17 protein-coding genes are annotated in these 18,563 nt (G+C 38.2%); 3 read left to right on the plus strand and 14 right to left on the minus strand.

The features are described from left to right. Positions 1 to 25: 25 nt before the first annotated feature. Genes STRPS_RS04045 through ispE form a run of 4 tightly spaced genes read right to left on the minus strand, consistent with a single transcriptional unit; the run spans position 26 to position 2,898 of the window. On the minus strand, positions 26 to 838 hold the full coding sequence (locus STRPS_RS04045; RefSeq protein ID WP_007895281.1) for a metal ABC transporter permease: 813 nt from the start codon (positions 836 to 838) through the stop codon (positions 26 to 28). Beyond that, complete coding sequence (locus tag STRPS_RS04050; protein ID WP_007895368.1) at positions 831 to 1,538, minus strand: metal ABC transporter ATP-binding protein; 708 nt, start codon at positions 1,536 to 1,538, stop codon at positions 831 to 833. The genes STRPS_RS04045 and STRPS_RS04050 overlap by 8 nt, the downstream gene beginning before the upstream one ends. Before the next feature lie 4 nt (positions 1,539 to 1,542). Continuing rightward, entirely contained in the window at positions 1,543 to 1,986 is a 444-nt protein-coding gene (locus STRPS_RS04055) for a zinc-dependent MarR family transcriptional regulator (protein WP_007895476.1), read from the minus strand. Positions 1,987 to 2,046: 60 nt separating this feature from the next. Continuing rightward, positions 2,047 to 2,898 (minus strand): 4-(cytidine 5'-diphospho)-2-C-methyl-D-erythritol kinase, encoded by an 852-nt coding sequence (gene ispE, locus STRPS_RS04060; protein WP_007895302.1) that lies wholly within the window; start codon positions 2,896 to 2,898, stop codon positions 2,047 to 2,049. Positions 2,899 to 3,111: 213 nt separating this feature from the next. Here ispE and STRPS_RS04065 point away from each other — a divergent pair, with 213 nt between their 5' ends. Further along, on the plus strand, positions 3,112 to 4,092 hold the full coding sequence (locus tag STRPS_RS04065) for a polyprenyl synthetase family protein (RefSeq protein ID WP_007895659.1): 981 nt from the start codon (positions 3,112 to 3,114) through the stop codon (positions 4,090 to 4,092). Positions 4,093 to 4,201: 109 nt separating this feature from the next. On the opposite strand, the gene cydC is transcribed toward STRPS_RS04065, so the two are convergent. The 6 genes from cydC to STRPS_RS04095 form a co-directional block, all read right to left on the minus strand. Continuing rightward, positions 4,202 to 5,947: a thiol reductant ABC exporter subunit CydC gene (gene cydC, locus STRPS_RS04070; RefSeq protein ID WP_007895575.1), complete on the minus strand. Its 1,746-nt coding sequence runs from the start codon at positions 5,945 to 5,947 to the stop codon at positions 4,202 to 4,204. Continuing rightward, positions 5,940 to 7,658: a thiol reductant ABC exporter subunit CydD gene (cydD, locus tag STRPS_RS04075; RefSeq protein WP_007895506.1), complete on the minus strand. Its 1,719-nt coding sequence runs from the start codon at positions 7,656 to 7,658 to the stop codon at positions 5,940 to 5,942. The genes cydC and cydD overlap by 8 nt, the downstream gene beginning before the upstream one ends. Further along, complete coding sequence (gene cydB, locus STRPS_RS04080) at positions 7,658 to 8,677, minus strand: cytochrome d ubiquinol oxidase subunit II (RefSeq protein ID WP_007895319.1); 1,020 nt, start codon at positions 8,675 to 8,677, stop codon at positions 7,658 to 7,660. The genes cydD and cydB overlap by 1 nt, the downstream gene beginning before the upstream one ends. Further along, positions 8,677 to 10,104 (minus strand): cytochrome ubiquinol oxidase subunit I, encoded by a 1,428-nt coding sequence (locus STRPS_RS04085; protein ID WP_007895337.1) that lies wholly within the window; start codon positions 10,102 to 10,104, stop codon positions 8,677 to 8,679. Before STRPS_RS04085 ends, cydB begins: the two co-directional genes overlap by 1 nt. 80 nt (positions 10,105 to 10,184) lie before the next feature. Then, positions 10,185 to 11,396, minus strand: a complete 1,212-nt coding sequence (locus STRPS_RS04090) for an NAD(P)/FAD-dependent oxidoreductase (protein ID WP_007895638.1) — start codon at positions 11,394 to 11,396, stop codon at positions 10,185 to 10,187. A gap of 33 nt (positions 11,397 to 11,429) precedes the next feature. Beyond that, on the minus strand, positions 11,430 to 12,332 hold the full coding sequence (locus STRPS_RS04095; RefSeq protein ID WP_007895364.1) for a prenyltransferase: 903 nt from the start codon (positions 12,330 to 12,332) through the stop codon (positions 11,430 to 11,432). Positions 12,333 to 12,737: 405 nt separating this feature from the next. Between STRPS_RS04095 and adhP the strand changes: the two genes are divergently transcribed. Continuing rightward, complete coding sequence (adhP, locus tag STRPS_RS04100; RefSeq protein ID WP_007895418.1) at positions 12,738 to 13,757, plus strand: alcohol dehydrogenase AdhP; 1,020 nt, start codon at positions 12,738 to 12,740, stop codon at positions 13,755 to 13,757. Between the two features lie 172 nt (positions 13,758 to 13,929). Here adhP and STRPS_RS04105 read toward each other — a convergent pair whose 3' ends face one another. The 4 genes from STRPS_RS04105 to STRPS_RS04120 form a co-directional block, all read right to left on the minus strand. After that, positions 13,930 to 15,165 (minus strand): ArgE/DapE family deacylase, encoded by a 1,236-nt coding sequence (locus STRPS_RS04105; RefSeq protein ID WP_007895641.1) that lies wholly within the window; start codon positions 15,163 to 15,165, stop codon positions 13,930 to 13,932. Between the two features lie 226 nt (positions 15,166 to 15,391). Then, positions 15,392 to 16,012: a YczE/YyaS/YitT family protein gene (locus STRPS_RS04110; protein ID WP_007895442.1), complete on the minus strand. Its 621-nt coding sequence runs from the start codon at positions 16,010 to 16,012 to the stop codon at positions 15,392 to 15,394. A gap of 422 nt (positions 16,013 to 16,434) precedes the next feature. After that, positions 16,435 to 16,884 carry a pyridoxamine 5'-phosphate oxidase family protein gene (locus tag STRPS_RS04115; protein WP_007895391.1) on the minus strand — a complete coding sequence of 150 codons (450 nt, stop codon included), beginning with the start codon at positions 16,882 to 16,884 and terminating at the stop codon, positions 16,435 to 16,437. Between the two features lie 230 nt (positions 16,885 to 17,114). Continuing rightward, positions 17,115 to 17,645: a GNAT family N-acetyltransferase gene (locus STRPS_RS04120; RefSeq protein WP_007895656.1), complete on the minus strand. Its 531-nt coding sequence runs from the start codon at positions 17,643 to 17,645 to the stop codon at positions 17,115 to 17,117. 157 nt (positions 17,646 to 17,802) lie between these two features. Between STRPS_RS04120 and STRPS_RS04125 the strand changes: the two genes are divergently transcribed. Further along, the gene (locus tag STRPS_RS04125; protein WP_007895293.1) at positions 17,803 to 18,324 is read left to right on the plus strand and encodes a PepSY domain-containing protein; all 522 of its coding nucleotides are present in this window, start codon (positions 17,803 to 17,805) and stop codon (positions 18,322 to 18,324) included. Positions 18,325 to 18,563 lie beyond the last annotated feature (239 nt).

An 18,563-nucleotide genomic window follows, 5' to 3' on the forward strand; every position in this document is an offset into this window, starting at 1 on the left:
CTTAGACTTTTGTCTCAACCTCTTTTTAACGTCGGTGAGCAATTACTGTGGCAAGATTGACCACTATAAAAATAGATATAAAGATTAAAGTAATGGTTGCACTAGCTGGCGTTTCCCAGAAATAGGATAAGAAAATACCAGATAACATACCTACAAATCCTATTAAAATCCCCCAAAATATAACGCTTTTGAAATTCTTCCCAATGCGCATAGCAATACTTGCTGGCAAAACCATAATCGTTGACACCAGCAAAGCACCAGCAGCAGGAATTGTTAAAGCGATCGCAATTCCTGTTACAATATTGAAGAGAACAGACATCAATCTGACAGGCAAACCATCAACATAGGCGGTATCCTCATCAAAAGTCAAAATATACATAGGTCTAATAAAGAACAAGGTCAGAACCAAAATAATACTTGCAATCACAAAGAGAGCAATAACTTGTTCCATACCAATAGTGATAATCGAACCAAAGAGATATTGTTCCAAACCAACATTAGAATTGCTAGACGACTTACTCATGATAACTAAGGAAACTGCCAATCCTAAAGACATCAAAATAGCTGTTGATATTTCCATGTAGTGTTTGTAGACTACTCTCAGGTATTCTAGCAAGATAGCAGCGACCCCGACAACGATTACAGTGGTCCAAGTCGGATTAATCCCTAACACTACCCCAAAGGCCACACCCGCCAGTGAAACGTGACTCAAAGTATCACTCATTAGACTTTGGCGGCGGAGAATTAAAAAGATACCTAGAATTGGTGCGAATATACTAATCGCAATAACTGCCAAAATCGCACGTTGCATGAAATCATAATTGAGAATATCAAGCATTGTCTACCTCCTCAGGTTGGTCACTATGAACATTGAAACAACGCCAAGGTAGACTTTCATTACGGACCAAATGAATATTGCGGTCGGCGTAATCTTTTACATCTTCAGGATCGTGAGTAATCATCAATACCGCTTTACCATGTTTATGAGCACTGTGGTTCATCAACTGGTAAAAGGTTTCTGTGGTGCCGCTGTCCATCCCAGTAGTCGGTTCATCTAAAACAAAGATATCTGGGTCGGAGGCAAACATGCGAGCGATGACCACTCTTTGTTTTTGCCCACCAGATAGGCTACCAATTCGTTCCTGACGACTTTCCCACATACCAACAGATTCTAAACTAGCTTGAATGTGTTCTTCATCATGTTTCGTTAAGCGACGGAACCAACCTCGTCTAGGAAAACGACCTGATTTAACAAATTCATAAACCGTTGAGGGAAAGCCAGCATTAAAACTAGCTACTTGTTGCGGTAGGTAAGCAATCCTTAATTTTTTTCCTTGATTATTTTTTTTAGCAAAAATGACTTGACCCACTTGAGGTTTTAAAATCCCCAATGTCGCCTTAATCAAGGTAGACTTGGCAGCCCCATTTTCACCTGTTAAGGTGACAAATTCGCCACTATCTAAATGGTAATTAACACCTTCTAAAACAGTCTCTGCTTCATATTGGAAGGATAGGTTTTCAACGGTTAAGTATCTCAATTCATTACCTTTCTAACTCATCTGAGAATACTGTCAAGAATTTTTCAATAACTTTCGTTTCTTGGTCAGAAAAATGCCCCAATAAACGGGTATAGACATTTAAAGTCTCGTCGTGATGATGGGTGTGTTCTTCAGCAATTGGCTTTGCCAGAGGGGTTAATTCAAAATAAGTCACACGCGCATCAACAGCATCTTTTGTCGTTGCTAACATGCCTTGATTAATGAGACCCTTAATAGCTTTTGTCACTGCTGCCTGACTAATATTTAATAGTTTAGCTAATTCAGTATTAGTTAGTTTATCTTGTGATAAGAGCATCAAAATATGCTCTTGAGTGTTGGTTAATTTGACATCACTTTGACAAGCGCCAAATAACAATTCGTGCTGATTTTCAGCTTTTAATAAAATCTGATTGACTAAGGTATCAATCTTTTTTTCTAATGTTCCCATACTGTTCCTCTTTTTATTAACCAGTTAATTATAGCAAAAAACCTATCAAGAATCAAATATCTACAAAGTTCTTACTTTGTAGACCTCTTTGCAAAAACCTTTTAAGCTATTGACTACACGATTAGCTTGCTTTTCTGACTGACAAAGTGCAAAAACTGAAGGCCCACTTCCTGTCATTAAAGCGACATCAGCTCCACTGCTTACCATCTTATCTTTGATTTTTTGAATAAAAGGCTTACGAGCAATGGAAACATCCTCCAAAGCATTTCCCATGGCTGCAATCATCGCTTGATAGTCATTACCCTCAATTGTTTCAACAATTGTATCAATGTTAACCCGAGAAATATTTTCAAGGTCAACATTTGGAAAAACGGTCCGCGTGGAGATCCCAAAATCTGGCTTTACCAAAACCACCCAAGATGAGAAATGCCCATCAATTGGTTGAACAATTTCTCCTTTACCAGAAATCCGTGAGCAGCCTGCCTCAATACAATATGGGACATCGCTGCCAATTTCCATGCCTAAGGCTATCATTTCTGCAGTAGACATCTTTAAATCCCATAATTGATTTAAAGCACGAATCGTTGCCGCAGCATCACTTGAGCCACCCCCCATGCCAGCACAGACAGGAATTTTTTTGGTCAAAAAAATCGAAACTCCTGATTTAATCTGATAGTTTTCCTTAATCAGTTGAGCAGCTTTAAAAACATCATTTTTTGCATTGACGGGCATCTTTGGACAGTCAGAAGCCACCTGAATACAATCTTCTTCAAGGGCAGACACACTAATATAATCACATAAATCAACAGAAACCATGACCATTTCTAAATCATGGTAACCATCTTCGCGTTTTCCTTGAATATCTAATCCTAAATTGATCTTAGCCGGAGCCCTTTCAATAATAGAAGCCATCTGTCACCTCTCTTCCCCTCAATCTACCTTAAAATAGATACACATTTTAAGAAAAATTCAAATCAATCTTATCATACTTAAGAAGTGATGACAAGTTTGGAGGTCCTTTGCAAGTAAGCGGTAGCCAGCTCTCTTTGCTGAGAAGATAATTCTAGCAATCACTGCCTAATTACGGTAAAATAGAGAAGTAATAGTACCCAAGGAGAAGCCTAAATGCCAAGTTACTGGAGCAAATACCCAGAAATCGATCATCACATCACTCTCGTCTGCCAGCTTATCGAAAAGCGCGTACAAGCCCGTAACACTGATATACAAGAAGCTATTGTTCAGCTAGCACAAGCAGGAGGGAAATACCTACGCCCAGCCTTTTTCTTTTTATTTACCAGCTTTGGCCAGAGAGAAAAACAAAACTCAGAACAATTAACTAAAATAGCAGCTTCTTTGGAAATCCTTCACATGGCCACTTTGATTCATGACGATGTTATTGATGATTCCCCCCTACGCCGAGGTCAAGTAACCATACAGACTCAGTTCGGTAAAGATATTGCCGTCTATACCGGAGACTTTCTTTTTACCATTTTCTTTGAGCTCATTCTTGAAACCATGCAAGATAGTCCTTATATGAAGGTCAACGCGAAAGCAATGAAAAAAATTCTTGTCGGTGAACTTGATCAGATGCATCTTTATTTTAACCAAAAGCAGTCAATCAGGGATTATCTTCGGTCCATTTCTGGGAAAACGGCTGAGCTCTTTAGATTAGCTAGTTCAGAAGGGGCCTATTTCGGAGGAGCTAGCCCAGAAGTGGTCAGCAAAGCTGGCAGAATTGGTTACCACATTGGCATGACTTTCCAAATCTTAGATGATATTTTAGATTACACCGCTAAAGAAAAAGATTTCAACAAACCTATCTTAGAAGATATCACTAATGGTGTTTACAGCCTACCACTCTTATTTGCCATTAAACATAACCCCGACGCCTTTAAAGAACTCTTAGATAAGAAAGATCAGCTTACCGCTGCAGAATTACGAAAGATTGCAGAGCTGGTTCTTGAGAATGGTGGTGTTGAAAAAGCTCAAAAGTTAGCGCGTCAATACACTCAAAAAGCCATTGATGACATCAATGAACTTCCCAAGATTAAGGCTCAAAAACAGTTGTTACAACTGACTAACCATCTCTTAAAACGAAAAATCTGAGGAATCCCTCAGATTTTTTTGTTCCTAATTCTGCTAGCGTCAGCTAATAGTAAGGACTATTTAGGTGTAAGAAAGCTAGAGCAATTCCTTAACTTTCTCTCATGGCAACCTATTCTCCATCATCAATTGCTTTTAAATGACGGAAACGAGGGCTTGTTTCAGCTAAAGAAGCCGGTGAGCCAGACATTTCAATTTGTCCATTTTCAATGAAAATAACCTGATCTGCATTTTCAATGCCCTTGAGATGATGCGTAATCCAGATAATTGTTTTTCCCTTAAGTAACGTCATAAAGGTATCTAATAGCCTTTTTTCGGTAATAGGATCCAATCCCACTGTCGGTTCATCTAAGAGAACAATCGGGGTATCTTGCAACAGAATTCTGGCCAAGGCTAAGCGATGACGCTCCCCACCGGAGAAACGTAGCCCCGCTTCATCAACCATTGTCGCCAAGCCCTTAGGTAGAGCTGATACCATGTCTTTTAAACCAACTTGCTCAAGCACACGCCAAACATCTTCTTCACTGGCTTCTTCATTACCCAGGCGAATATTATTAATGAGACTAGTATTAAAGAGATAAGGTGCCTGCTGAATCACTCCGATATAGTTAGCAATGGCATCACTCAAATCACAAACGTCTACTCCCCCCAGTAAAATCTGACCGTGGCTTGGCCTTAAATCCCCTCTAAGAAGGGTCGCTAAGGTACTTTTACCAGATCCACTCTGGCCTAAAATGGCTAATTTTTGACCTTGCTCAATGCTTAAATCAATAGTATCTAGTACTTTTTTTGATTGACCAGCATATGAAAAACTAACCTGTTCAATCTGGATATCAAAAGGTTCTGTTGGTAAAGCCTTCGCATCAGATAAAACTCGAGCAGCAGGTAGGTCATTCAAACCTTTTATAGAGTCTGCATAACCATTGGTTTCCTGAGCTGCGCTTGATAGACCAGCAAAAGCCTCAACCAGAGGAAAAACAGCAAGAACAAAGGCCGCGATCCAGTTGGCCGCCCCACCCTGGGCTCCTGAAAATTGATAACTAGCCCAAATCAAGACAAGGACTGCAAGTAGTCCAAAAGCTAGCTCAAATAGCAGACTACGCCGATTGTTAAAATGTCGCATCTCAGCCTGTACTTGCGCAAGCTCCGCTTCAGATTGTTCATGCAGCTGGACATAGGCATGGCCTCGCTGGCTAAAAATCCAATCCGAAATCCCTAAAATATTATCCGTCAAATCCCTGTACAAGCAGTTTTTAAGGGCTTTTTCTCGTTCTTGCCGGGCACCATTGACTAGAACAGACCACAAGGGAAAGACTACGACTAACAGCCCTAAATAGAAGAAGAGAACGATAGCAAACCACCATGAAAAATAGCCTAGTGCTAAGACAACAAAACTATAAAGAATCCAAGCAATAATGGTCGGAAATACAGTTCTTAAATAGAGATTTTGAATATGATTAATATCCTCAGCTAGAAGCCCCATAATATCTCCTAAACGGTGATTACGTTTGAGAAAAATAGCATCTTCTTCTAGTCTGTTATAGAGTTTTAAGCGTAATTTTGAGGTCATCTTCAAGACCCAGTTATGACTCGTAAGGCGTTCTAAATAGCGAAAAACTGGGCGACCAATACCAAAGGCGCGTGTTAGGACAATTGGAATATAGACCAAGAGGATATTACTTGGCAAAGAGGCTGACTTACTAATCAAAAAACCTGAATTAAACATCAAGGCAGAGGCCGAAAAGAAAGTCAGAAAACCTAAACTTAAGGCCAAAACCAAGGCTTTCCAATAATGTTTAAAATATGGTTTAACCCATTGGTCACCTTCAAAGGCTTTTAATAAAGGAATTTTAAGCATTCTGACCTCCCATGGCATGTTTTAAATCATATAAGTAGCCCTTTTTAGCTATCAAATCTGAATATGAACCAACTTCTACAATCTGTCCATGATCCAAGACAATAATGTGATCCATATCTTTGAGCCAATGCAAGCGGTGGGTCGCAAAAATAACTAAACGATTAGCCATTAGCGGAAGCATCCTTGCTTTTAACTCGATTTCCGTTTCCAAGTCTAGGTGAGCTGTCGGCTCATCAAATAACAGAATGCGACGCTCCTTGTCTAGGAAAGCACGCGCTAAGGCAATGCGTTGAGCCTGACCGCCACTTAGAGGCCGCGCCCCATTTCCAATCCTAGTATCAAGTCCCTCTGGTAATTCCGCAACTAATTCTTCTAGCCCCACCACTTTGATAGCTTCCTGAATTTCCTCTAAACTGGCTTCTGGCCTGTAAAAAGCAACATTGTCGCGTAAGCTCATTTCAAAAACATAAGGAGATTGGGGAATGTAAATTAATTGTTTTCGCCAAGCCTCTTGGTCTAAGTTTAATAAATTTTGCTCATCAAGCTGGAAGCTTCCACTGTTTGGAGCTAGAAAGCCACTTAAGAGGTTAACCAAACTTGATTTACCTGAACCACTCATGCCCACCAGAGCAACTTTTTTTATGCCACTCAACTCTAGGTGAGGAATAGACATGAAATCATTCCCATCATAAGAAAGTTGGATCTTATCAAGGTTCAAACGACTCTTATCAGTCCATTGTTCAATAAAGACTTGCTCTTGCGTATTTTCTGGATGGCTAAGAATTCGCTGCACAGCCGAGAAAGCATTCTTGCCATCTAGCGTAGCATGGTAATCACTTGAAAAATCTCTAACAGGGATAAAATACTCTGGTGCTAAGATCAAGACCGTTAAGGCCGGAAATAGTAGAATTTGTTCATTAATTAACCGCAATCCCAACATAACGGCCACAATAGCAATGGACAAGGTGGTGAAGAAGTCTAAGGCAAATGTTGATAAAATCCCAATTCGTAAGGCTGACATGGTAGCTTTGCGAAAAGACTCACTGGTCCGATAGATACTCTTTGCATAACGCTTGCTGAGTCCAAAAAAACGAAGGGTATCAATCCCTCTTAAGGAATCTAAAAAATGATTGGACAAAACTTGATAAGAGGCATACTGTTTATCCGCACGCGCTTTAGCCGCTAGGCCAAGGATAATCATAAAAATGATGATTAGTGGATAAACCAAAAGTAAGATAAGCCCTGATTCACTGTCCATATAAAAGATAAATGCTAAGAGCATAAAAGGAATCACTGACAAATTCATCATTTTATTCAAGACTAGATGAAGGTAATTCTCGACTAAGGATATGCCATCTAATGCCATTGTAATCACATTACCGGACCCTTCTTCTTGAACAATTTGAGGACCTAACAAAAAGAGTTTCTCAAGCAACTGACTGCGTAATTCCTGTGCATGTTTTGCCGCAAACCGATCTAATTGTTCATCCTTGATAAAATTAATAAGATGCCTTACCAGGTAACATAATAGAAAAGATACGATAGCTAAACTTTGTTTTGACAGAGGCTGTCCTTGCCATAGACCTGAAATTGCCTGACTCAAAAAGTAAGCTTGACCTATAATAAAGATTGCCTGTAGGAAATCTAATCCTGCAAGCAATCCTAGCATTTTATGAATACCTGACAAGCGCATAACCGCTTTATCTAGCATTATTTTTCCCCCGTAACAATGACTGGCAATGTGATACGTTTTCTGAAAATGTAGTAAGCCCAAGCAGTATAGGCCAAGACAAATGGCACTAAGGAAACTGCAACAATGGACATAATCTTCAAGGTATAAGGAGATGAAGAAGCATTTTCAATTAACAAGTCGTATTTAGAAGAGATTGAGGAAATCATAACACGTGGGAACAAGCCTTGGAACAAAAGTACAACAACTGAAACCAGCGTTAAGCCACTCGCAATAAATGCTGACATTTCTGCTTTTTTAAAGACTGACATGTGAGCATAAACAGAAAGTGCAACAATTACAAGTAAAAGTAATAAGGTTGTCACAAAGTGTTTGGCAAAGAAGTCGGTTTGGAAGAAAAGCAAGAGAGCAAAAGCCACTAAGCCTAGGTACAATACCCAGTAAAGTAATTGTGCCACATTATTTGCACGGTCTCTCACAGGACCTTCGGTCTTCAATGCAATATAGTTCAAACCATGTAAGTAGGTCAATAGCAACATAGCTACACCACCAACAATGGAAAAGATATTGAAATAATCACCAAAATGAGCAGTCATATTAGCTTTTGCGTCTATAGGCATCCCCTGAACAAGACTAACAAACATCAGTCCAAAAAAGAAAGGAACGAGGGCAGAACCAATCGTTAAGGTCCAGTTCCAAATATTTTTTTGCTTGGCTGGTACATTGTGTCTGAATTCAAAGGAGACACCACGAATAATCAAACCAAACAAGATTGTCAAAAGGATTAGATAATAGCCACTAAACAAAGAGGCATACCAGTATGGGAAAGAGGCAAACATCGCACCTCCAGCTGTTAAGAGCCATACTTCATTTCCGTCCCAAACAGAGCCAATTGTTGAAACAATTTGATCTTTTTCATCTTCGTTATGAGCTAAGGTTTGAACTGCCATGCCAACACCGAAGTCAAATCCTTCTAAGAAAAAGAATCCGGAAAAGAGAAGACCAATTAAGAAGAACCAGAAAAATTGTAATCCACTCATTAGAATGCTCCTTTCTCAAATGGGTCAATGCTTGATTGTTTTAAACCTTGTAGAAGAACTTCTTCATGCTCTGGCCCCTTGTTCAACTCACGAATAACAAGGTAGACCATCATCGCTCCTAAAGCACTGAATAACAAGAAGTAAACAGTGTTTGAGAAGAGCAGAGAGGCAACTGAGACATTTGGAGAGACACTATCTTTGATTTTAAACAAGCCATAAACTGTCCAAGGGTAACGCCCTTGTTCTGTGATAATCCAACCAAATGTATTTGACAAGAAGGGAGCAATTGTTGTCAAGGCAACAATCGTCAGCATCCATTTTTTCTCATATAGAATTGGTTTCTTTGGACGGGTTAAGAAGAGTCCCAAAGCAGAAACCCCTAGCATTAAGGTGCCAAAAGCAGCCATGGTACGGAATCCGTAAAAGAGCAAGTTAACCATTGGGAAATAATTATCTTGACCATATTTAGCTACTAATTCTTTATTAGCCGTATCCATTCCTTTGACCGAACCAGAAGGTTTACCATAAGAGAGAATACTTAGCATATAAGGGATTTTCACGCCAAACACTTGTTCTTTTTTAGCTTCATTAGCCCAAGAAATAACTGTCCAGGCAGCTGGATCACCAGAATCTTCATAATCACCTTCCATCGCTGCAAATTTCATTGGTTGATCATTAAGTAAGGCCTTCATCTGCAAATCACCCATACCCATTACTGAGATAGAGCCTAACAAAGTAATCAATAATCCTAAACGTAGTGATTTTTTATATATGTTTTGAACAGATTCTGTTAACCTTTCTTTTTTCAGCAGTTTGAAAGCTGCCATACCAGCAATAACCGTACCACCCATGGTGATCGCACCAGTAATAACATGGCCAAATTCATAATGGAACTGATGGTTATTGATGAGTGCAAAGAAATCTGTCATCTGTGCTCTGCCATTAACCACTTCATAGCCAACAGGATGTTGCATGAAGCTATTGGCAATCAGTATCCACATGGCCGACATCAATGAACCAAAAACGACCAACCAGATAAAGCTAAGATGAACTTTCTTACTAATCTTTGGGTTATCCCAAGTAAACATCCAAAGTCCTAAGAATGTTGATTCCATAAAGAAGGCTAATAAGGCTTCAATCGCAAGTGGAGCACCAAAAATGTCGCCTACAAAACGTGAGTAATCAGACCAGTTCATCCCAAATTGAAATTCTTGGATAATACCAGTAACAACCCCTACCGCAAAACTAAGGAGCATGATATTACCCCAGAATTTTGTCATTTTTTTGTATTCTTCTTTTTTTGTGACCACATAACAAGTTTCCATAATGGCTACAACAAAACAGGTTCCAATTGTGAAAGGCACAAAGAAAAAGTGGAATACAGTTGTCATTGCAAATTGAAATCGTGCTAGTGTTTCAATAGTCATAAATCTTCCTCCGATTTGTGTAATCCTTACTTTGTCTCAAACAGCGTAAGGTAGGTATCTTAAAAGCAAGTCATCATATCTTAATGGTACAAATCGAAACGACCTTTGGCAAGAAGTTCCTTCAAGCCACCGATATCAACTAATGATTTGTTCATGATGCTTTTCTTAACAACTGAGGCTGGATATCCTTTAACTTTTGACTTACCAACTAAACCAAAGGCATGTGTATTACCAACAGAAGCAACTGTTCCTAAAGATTTGTAATTGAAGTCTTCCGTTTTTTCTCCATTTAGTTGACGTGCTAAGTTCTTAGCAGCATGTGCCCCCATACGTGTAGCAATTTGAGCCGTTGTTGGGAATGGACGATTTGTTTCTGGATCTATCAAGGCTGATACATCACCAAGAATATAGACCTTATCGTATTTTGGATCACGCAAATCTTTATTAACAACAACACGTCCACGACGCTCAGCAAAGCCTGATTCTCCCATTATTGGACTTCCACTAACACCTGTTGTCCAAATAATTGTTTCAGCGTCAATTGAGTGACGTTCTGCATTTTCATCAGGACTTGTTACATAAACAACCTCACCCGGTTTAATTTCTTTAATCATGGAACCCAGCATTAAATTAACACCAAGCTTTTGGATTAAATCAACTCCATATTGAGCTAATTTATCATCAAACATCGGTAAAATACGAGTAGCTGCTTCAAGGCAGATGATTTCAATCTGATCTTCTGCTACACCGGCAAGTTTAGCATAACGCTTACGCTCATCAACCAAAGCCCCTGCTAACTCAATTCCTGTAAAACCAGCTCCACAAATCAAAAGACGGAGATAATTCTTATCTTTTGTCTCACGGTATTTTTCCATCATGTGCAGAATATGGTTATGAATGTTTTCAGCTGTATTAATATCTACCATTTGGAGGGCATTCTCTTTAGCACCGCTGATGCCGAAAGTTTCTGAACAAAAGCCCAGTGACACAACCACGTAGTCATAATGAAGGGTTCCACTATTTTTCAACTCAACCGTAGACTCTTCAGGATTAACTTTGACAACATCGTCTTGAATGAAGGTGACTTTCTTAGGATTAATAACGTCTCGGATAGGATATGAAATTTTTTCTTTTGGTTGTGACCCCGCTGCCACTTCATGAAGTTCTGTCGCTTCATAGTGATAGTCATTACGATCCACCAGTGTAATATGAAAATCACCCGCTTGTTTTTGTAAATTACGTACCGTTTTCAAACCAGCGTAACCAGCTCCCAGTACTAGTACCTCTTGCATAATATTCTCCTTGTTATATTAATGTCAATATATTTATTTTAATAGTAGCCCGACAAAATAGGTTACTACGTGTGTTAATGAACCTAGAGCCAAAATCCGAACAGCACAAATAAAGGTTTCTTTCTTAACTTGTTTCTGCCAAAGTAAGGAAGTTTGCTTATAAATAAATGGCACCAAAAATAGACACAATAGTACAGCTACTGGAGCAAGTCCAAGCATGTATTGTCCGATAATGGCTAGCATTGCCATAATATTACCCAAAGCAAAGAGAACCAGTCCACCTTTTAGTCCAGTATAATGAACTAAAGTGTAGCGATGATTGCTTTCATCTTCTTCTTTATCACATAAGTTATTAGCCAACATAAGATTAGCAATCCACAGTGTATTTGGCAAGGAAATCAAAAAGATTGCCCCTAAGGTGGAAAAATCCCAGCTAAACTTGTCATAGGTGTTCAAATAAACACAAATCAAACTAATCATAAAGCCCATGGTAAAACCAGAAAAGAATTCCCCCAAAGGTAAGCTTGATAAAGGTCTTGGTCCGTATGAATAGAATATTCCAACCCCAAAACAAAAGAGCCCCATGACTAACAATGGCCACCCAACCATCACGGTTAAAAGGATACCAATAGCAGCTGAAATAAAGAGAAAGATAGCCATCATTTGCTCTATTGATTTGAGCGATAAGCTCTCACGGCCAATGATATTCGTCTGGGCTTGGTAATCCAAATTAATAGCATTTTTATAGTCATTATAATTATCCCAGATGTCAACAAACATATTGAAACAAAACATGGCCAGAAAAAATAATAGAACTAGAAAAAGATGAACACTTCCGTAATGATAGTAACTAAAGCATAAACCAATTAAAAAAGGTAAAACACTTGCTGTCTTGGCTTTCATCTCCACAAGTTCGAGAAAAACAGGAATTGTCATGAAAAGCCTTTCTTTTAGTTATTCTTTAACCCTTATATTATACTCCAAATTGTTTCAATAATAAAACAAAAGATTTCAAAAAATTTCATTTTATCACCCTTTTCTTTGAATTTTTAAGCTTTTAATCAGCATCTGTATTCTTTCCTTGGGAAAATATCTTATTCTAGGAAAAAACTTACCTTTAATTGCGGCCAGATAGACGTCCAGTTTTTCTGGTATTGTCTCTGATTGTATTTTTTGTGACGCTCAATAGTTTCTATATAATAGGGTGTTGGATTCACCTGATTTCATTCTATGCCCTTTTTTGATAAATAGCAAAAAATTGTTTGACAAAATAATCACAAAATCATAAAATGTTAGCGTAAACGTTTTCAATATATGATAATGATTATCGGAGGGATTTATATGAAAGCAGTTGTTGTTAATCAAACAAGCACTGGCGTAGATGTTATTGATCACGAAGTGCCCAAAGTAGGTTATGGTCAAGCACTTATCAAAGTAGAATTCTGTGGTGTCTGCCATACAGACTTGCACGTTGCCCATGGGGATTTCGGTGAAGTTCCAGGCACCATTCTTGGTCATGAAGGTATTGGTATTGTCCATGAAATCGGCGAAGGGGTTTCAACGTTACAAGTGGGTGATCGTGTTTCAATCGCCTGGTTCTTTGAAGGTTGTGGCCACTGTGAATACTGCACTACCGGCAGAGAAACACTGTGCCGGTCCGTTAAAAATGCTGGTTACACCGTTGATGGTGGTATGAGTGAGTACGCTCTTGTCACAGCAGATTACGCTGTTAAAGTACCAGAAAACCTTGATCCCGCACAGGCCTCATCTATTACTTGTGCCGGTGTTACTACCTATAAAGCCATCAAAGAGTCTGACATTGCTCCTGGGGAATGGATTGTTATTTACGGAGCTGGTGGTTTAGGAAACCTTGCCATTCAATATGCTAAAAAAGTCTTTAACGCCCAAGTTATTGCTGTGGATATTAACCAAGATAAATTAGAACTTGCTAAAGAATGTGGGGCTGACGTCATCGTTAATGGCAAAGAAATAGAAGATGTTCCAGCCTATATTCAAAAAGTATCCGGTGGCTGTCACGGAGCTGTTGTTACCGCTGTTTCTAAAGTTGCCTTCAACCAAGCTGTTGAAAGTGTTCGTGCTGGTGGTACTGTCGTTGCTGTTGGTCTACCTTCAGAATACATGGATTTAAGCATCGTTAAAACTGTTCTAGACGGTATCCGAATCAAAGGGTCTCTAGTTGGAACACGTAAAGACTTGGAAGAAGCTTTTGCATTTGGAGCTCAAGGACTAGTTGTACCAGTGGTTGAAACAGTCCCTGTTGATACAGCACCTCAAGTTTTTGATGAAATGGAAAAAGGACTCATTCAAGGCCGTAAGGTATTAGACTTTACACAATTATAATTTGAATTAATCATTTAATACTTAAAAAGTCAACTGTTTTTCAGCAGTTGACTTTTTGTCACTTTAAACAACATGGCTCTGTACATAAGCATCAATCTACCAGCTTGACAGTTACTCTTACTGAGGGGGTTTAATGTCTCTTTAAGAGCGACTGGTACTGAATCGCCTATAACTAGCCACCTATCAAATAGGACTCAATAATGGCTTTATAAGCCTCAATAAAATCTAGGTATTGGGCTAAAGGTAACCTTTCATCAAGTTTATGGTTTAGTGTTGGCATACCTGGACCATAGACAGCTAACTCCAAATTGTCATTGGCTCTCATAAATTGTGCAGCATCAGTTGTCCCTGACACAACCATTGGTTTTACCTGAGTCAGACCAGCAAAATCTTCTGGATTTAGTTGTTCATCTTCACCAAGTACAGTATTCATCTGATGAACTAACGATTGAGGCTTCAGGCTCTCAATACTATTAGCAACACCAGTAATGGTTTCAATTAATTTTGATTTAGGATTAGTTTGAACTGGAGGCTGATCAGCCGTAATAAGTGCTTCTAACTCAAAACCTTCTTTTTGGTTTAACTCCTGAATAATCGCAAAAACTTCTTGCATCACTGCTTGGTTGTCAAATTCAGGAATAGTTCTAGCGTTAGCTTCAAAAGTCGCAGATTCTGGAATAGAATTGACCTGGCTACCGCCCCTTACTAAGGTAATATTATGGAAAGTTTTCCCCAATACTTCATTAACAACTTCCTCTGACTTATGCGCAATTTTCTCTGAAATCTTAGTCATGGCTAGCAAGAGATGCTCAATGGCATTATTGCCCAACTCAGGTGTTGAAGAATGTGCAGATGTTCCCTTTGAGGTAACCTTATAATTAAGAGACCCCTTATGCCCATAAACAACTCCAATATTGCAAGGCTCCCCAATTAGCACTGCCTCAACATCATCCAAATACCCTAAATCTGTCAGCTGAGCAGAGCCTAGCTCTCCAACTTCTTCACCAACTGTTGCTAACAATTTTACTTTTCCTTTGAATTGTTGAGATTCATAGATTTCAATAAAAGCAATAATCAATGCTGTTAAGCCAGCCTTCATATCTGATGCCCCTCTGCCCCAGATGACATCTTTTTCAATATGCCCTGAAAATGGTGGATAAGTCCAATCCTCAGCATTACCGACACTGACAACATCCATATGTCCTGATAGGGCAAGCACAGGTCCAGATCCATTTGAAATCTCAGAAATAAGACTACTTCTTCCTTCAGAATAGGACACTAATTGCGACGAAATACCATGCTTTTTTAAAAGGTCACGATAATAAATAGCAACTTGCTCTTCATTACCATTTTCTGATTCAATTTGAATAACATCTTGTAGAATTTTGATATAGTCTTGTTTTTCCATAATTGATATCCTCTTTTCTAACTACATTATAGCATATCCTTAGGAATATGATTCTTTTAAAGTCATACTTGAGGGAACAAGATTCTTATTCTTATTTTCCTAAACATAAGTCCTCCATTCAATAGGAGTCTCTCTCTACAAGAGAGTTCTGATGTGGAACTTCCTATTAGTCAGACTTGCTAGAGCATGTTTATATCATATTTTCTGCAGAGAAAAATGGTTTAGTTTATGTTTTAAAAAAGGAATCAAACAGGGATACACAAGGTCCTGTCAATAGAGTTGCTATAAGCGTTCCCTCGCGAATGCCAGAAAAAGGATGACCTAAACTAAAAGAAAATAGCAAGGCTAAGATAACCATAGTAACGTCTGTCCACACTTTAAGCTTAGCAAAGGGGACATGGTAAGCATTAGAAATTGTTTGAGGCAAACCCTCACCTGGCATCACGATAAAGTCAGCACTCACTTCAAGGTAAACACCTAAAGCAAGCACCAGAACACTTAATAATAAGACAGTTAATTGACTACCATAGTGATTAGTAGTCTGAAACCTCTGAAGCAAACTATCATAACAATTGATAAGTAAACCAAATAGAATTCCTGGCACCAATTGAATGACTATTTTAAACCGTCTACTTCTACTGCTATTCTTCCCTACAATTAAAAGCTGTAAGATGACAAGCAGCGCCATAAAAATAATGGTCAGAAGGCCTAGCGAACCTTCTAAGCTCTCCGACAAGACATTAGGGATAGCCGCAATCGGTGAGGTTCCTAACTGTGATTGTTTTGACATAGCTACCCCTAGAGCCATAATATTAACACCAATAAAAAAACGTCCTATTTTTTTCATCTTTGCCTCTCATTTTAATTATCAAAATTATAATAAGAAATTTTAACAGAAGTCACATCATATAGCAAGAAGGCATTTACACCAATGGGCATCATTTGTCCTATCCCCTAACCATGCCGAGTATGCTAAAAGACTTAGTCTCATTCAAAATGAAAAAAATTGGTAAAAATGATGGCAAGAAAGCCTTTTAGTTTGTCCCAATAGACTATTAACCTCACATTTTAAACTTTAATCCCTTAGATATGAAAAAGACAACCCTCAAAAATGAAGGCTGTCTTCGATCTGAGCCAACCTTAGTAAACCTTGGCTTGTTAACAAACTAACTCTTACCAACAACTCTTAATTTTCGGCTTTTAAGAGTTATTTGTAAATCTTAAACAAGTATCAGGTCTAAGCATATTAAAAAGTGAACGTAAAAGCTACTAGATGGGCTTGACGTAGACCTTTTCTTGCCTCCCAACTGAGAAAATATACTTATGTCCTTGTGTTAAACTGTGGTAAAATCCTTCTCCCTTATAAAGGTGAAACACTTGCATACTACTACCATCATCATCTTTATAAATATAATCATAATAAGGATTATCAGCAAACACCGACTTTAAGTACTTATTTTCAACAGGTCTGGCAACTCCCTCAATACGTATCACCTGTGTCAAATAACCATCTTCTAACATTGCTGTCAAAGCAATACGTTCATCACCCATCAGTTGCTGATAAAAATGTGTCTTGGGACTGGTCATAAAAAATATACCTTCCTCATTAGCAGCAGTTATGTGAGCGTGCCTAGCATGCGGCTTACCATCTCGTCCAACCGTAGCAAAAACACCAACCTTCATATCTTCAACTAGAGCCATCATGTCTTTTATTTCCATCACACCATCTCCTGTAAGCGCTTTTCTTTAGTATAGCAAAATCAAGCTTACTTGTTAAGAACAAAAAGTAAAGAGAATAGTGCCTTCTTAAAGGCACTATTAAAGAGTGAGCTAGCAATCCTATTTGCATTGCACCATATCATATGCACTATCGCTGGACCTTCCTTTGGTAACCACTATATCTTTACATTAACAATACAGATAAGGCAGTTAGAATTGTAGTTTTACTGCTATGATACGTCTAAACGATACAAATACTCGGAAGTCGATTCCCTGGCCTTCTTATTCAAGCGCCCACCGGAAACCGAGATTCTTTTCATACCTAATTTTTCCATTAATAAATAAGAAGCTTGGTTTTGACTATCACAGTGAGCAATAAAATGGTTAATTTGGAATGTTTCAGAAAAGTAACTTAACGCAGAATGAGCTGCTTCAAAAGCAATCCCTTGATGCCAAAACGCCCTATCCAAAATCCAACCAACTTCAACGAGATTCTCATCAGCCTTTTTTGTAAAACTTAAACCCCCAACATGTTTGCTGCTATAGATAATAGCAAACTCAAGTTCAAACTCATCTTTTGAATAGTATTTCCAATGATGTTCACAGTTCAATAAAAATTCCTCAGTTTCTTTAATAGAATCATTGGGTAAATTAAGCATATATCTATTAGCCTCTTTATCTGATGCATAGCGGTGAGTCGAGTCAATAAAACTCCTATCCATTGGCTTCAACTCTAATCTTTCTGTGTTTATTACAAACATTAATTCTCTCCTTCTTGTGCTATCATTTTAGGCAAAGCCTTTTAAAGGGTTACAAAATCATGCCATTTACGCAAGGTCAATAATAAGCCATATCATTTTACAAATGTGTGGTCACTTGATATAATAGACTTAAATAACATTTAGAAAAGGTGATTAGATGAAAAAAGTAGTTACAACAAGTATCGTTTTATTATCCACTTTAGCATTAACGGCCTGTTCTACCAATAATGCAAGCAAAACTATTTCAAAAGATAAAGCAACCGATATTGCTTTAAAAGATGCTAAATTAAGTAAAAAAGAAGTATCACACTTACAAATAAAATCTGATAAAGAAGATGGCAAAGCCACTTATGAAATTGATTTTGATACAAACAAAAAAGATTACGATTATACAGTAGATGCTGAAACTGGTAAAATTATCAAAAAATCAACCGATGCCAAAGGATTATCAGGCACTAAGGACCTTACCAAAAAGTCTATTTCTCAAGATAAAGCCAAAAGCATTGCCTTAAAGGATGCTAATCTGAAAGAAAAAGACACCTCTATGATGACAATCAAAAAAGACATGGAAGATGCTACCAGTACCTACGAAATTAAATTTACAGCAAACAAGACCGAATATGACTATACTATCAATGCTAAAACTGGTGAAATTATAGAAAAGTCTTCTGACAAGTAGAAATGATTAAAACACTAAACCTATAGATAAGACATCACTAAAAACTTCCTCACTCTAGTAAAATAGGTGAGGTTTTTTTACCTTATCTCTTCTTTATATAGATCAATAACAATCATCAACGAGCTTCCCCTTTCCTATCTTAATGAAGTTTTTCTATTTTTAGTCAATATGACCTTTTCACTATCAATCCCATTATAGACGCTATTGCCAGACTAAAACAAGGAACGTCTGCTCATTCA

The sequence above is a fragment of the Streptococcus pseudoporcinus LQ 940-04 genome, from assembly GCF_000188035.1.
Lineage (GTDB): Bacteria > Bacillota > Bacilli > Lactobacillales > Streptococcaceae > Streptococcus > Streptococcus pseudoporcinus.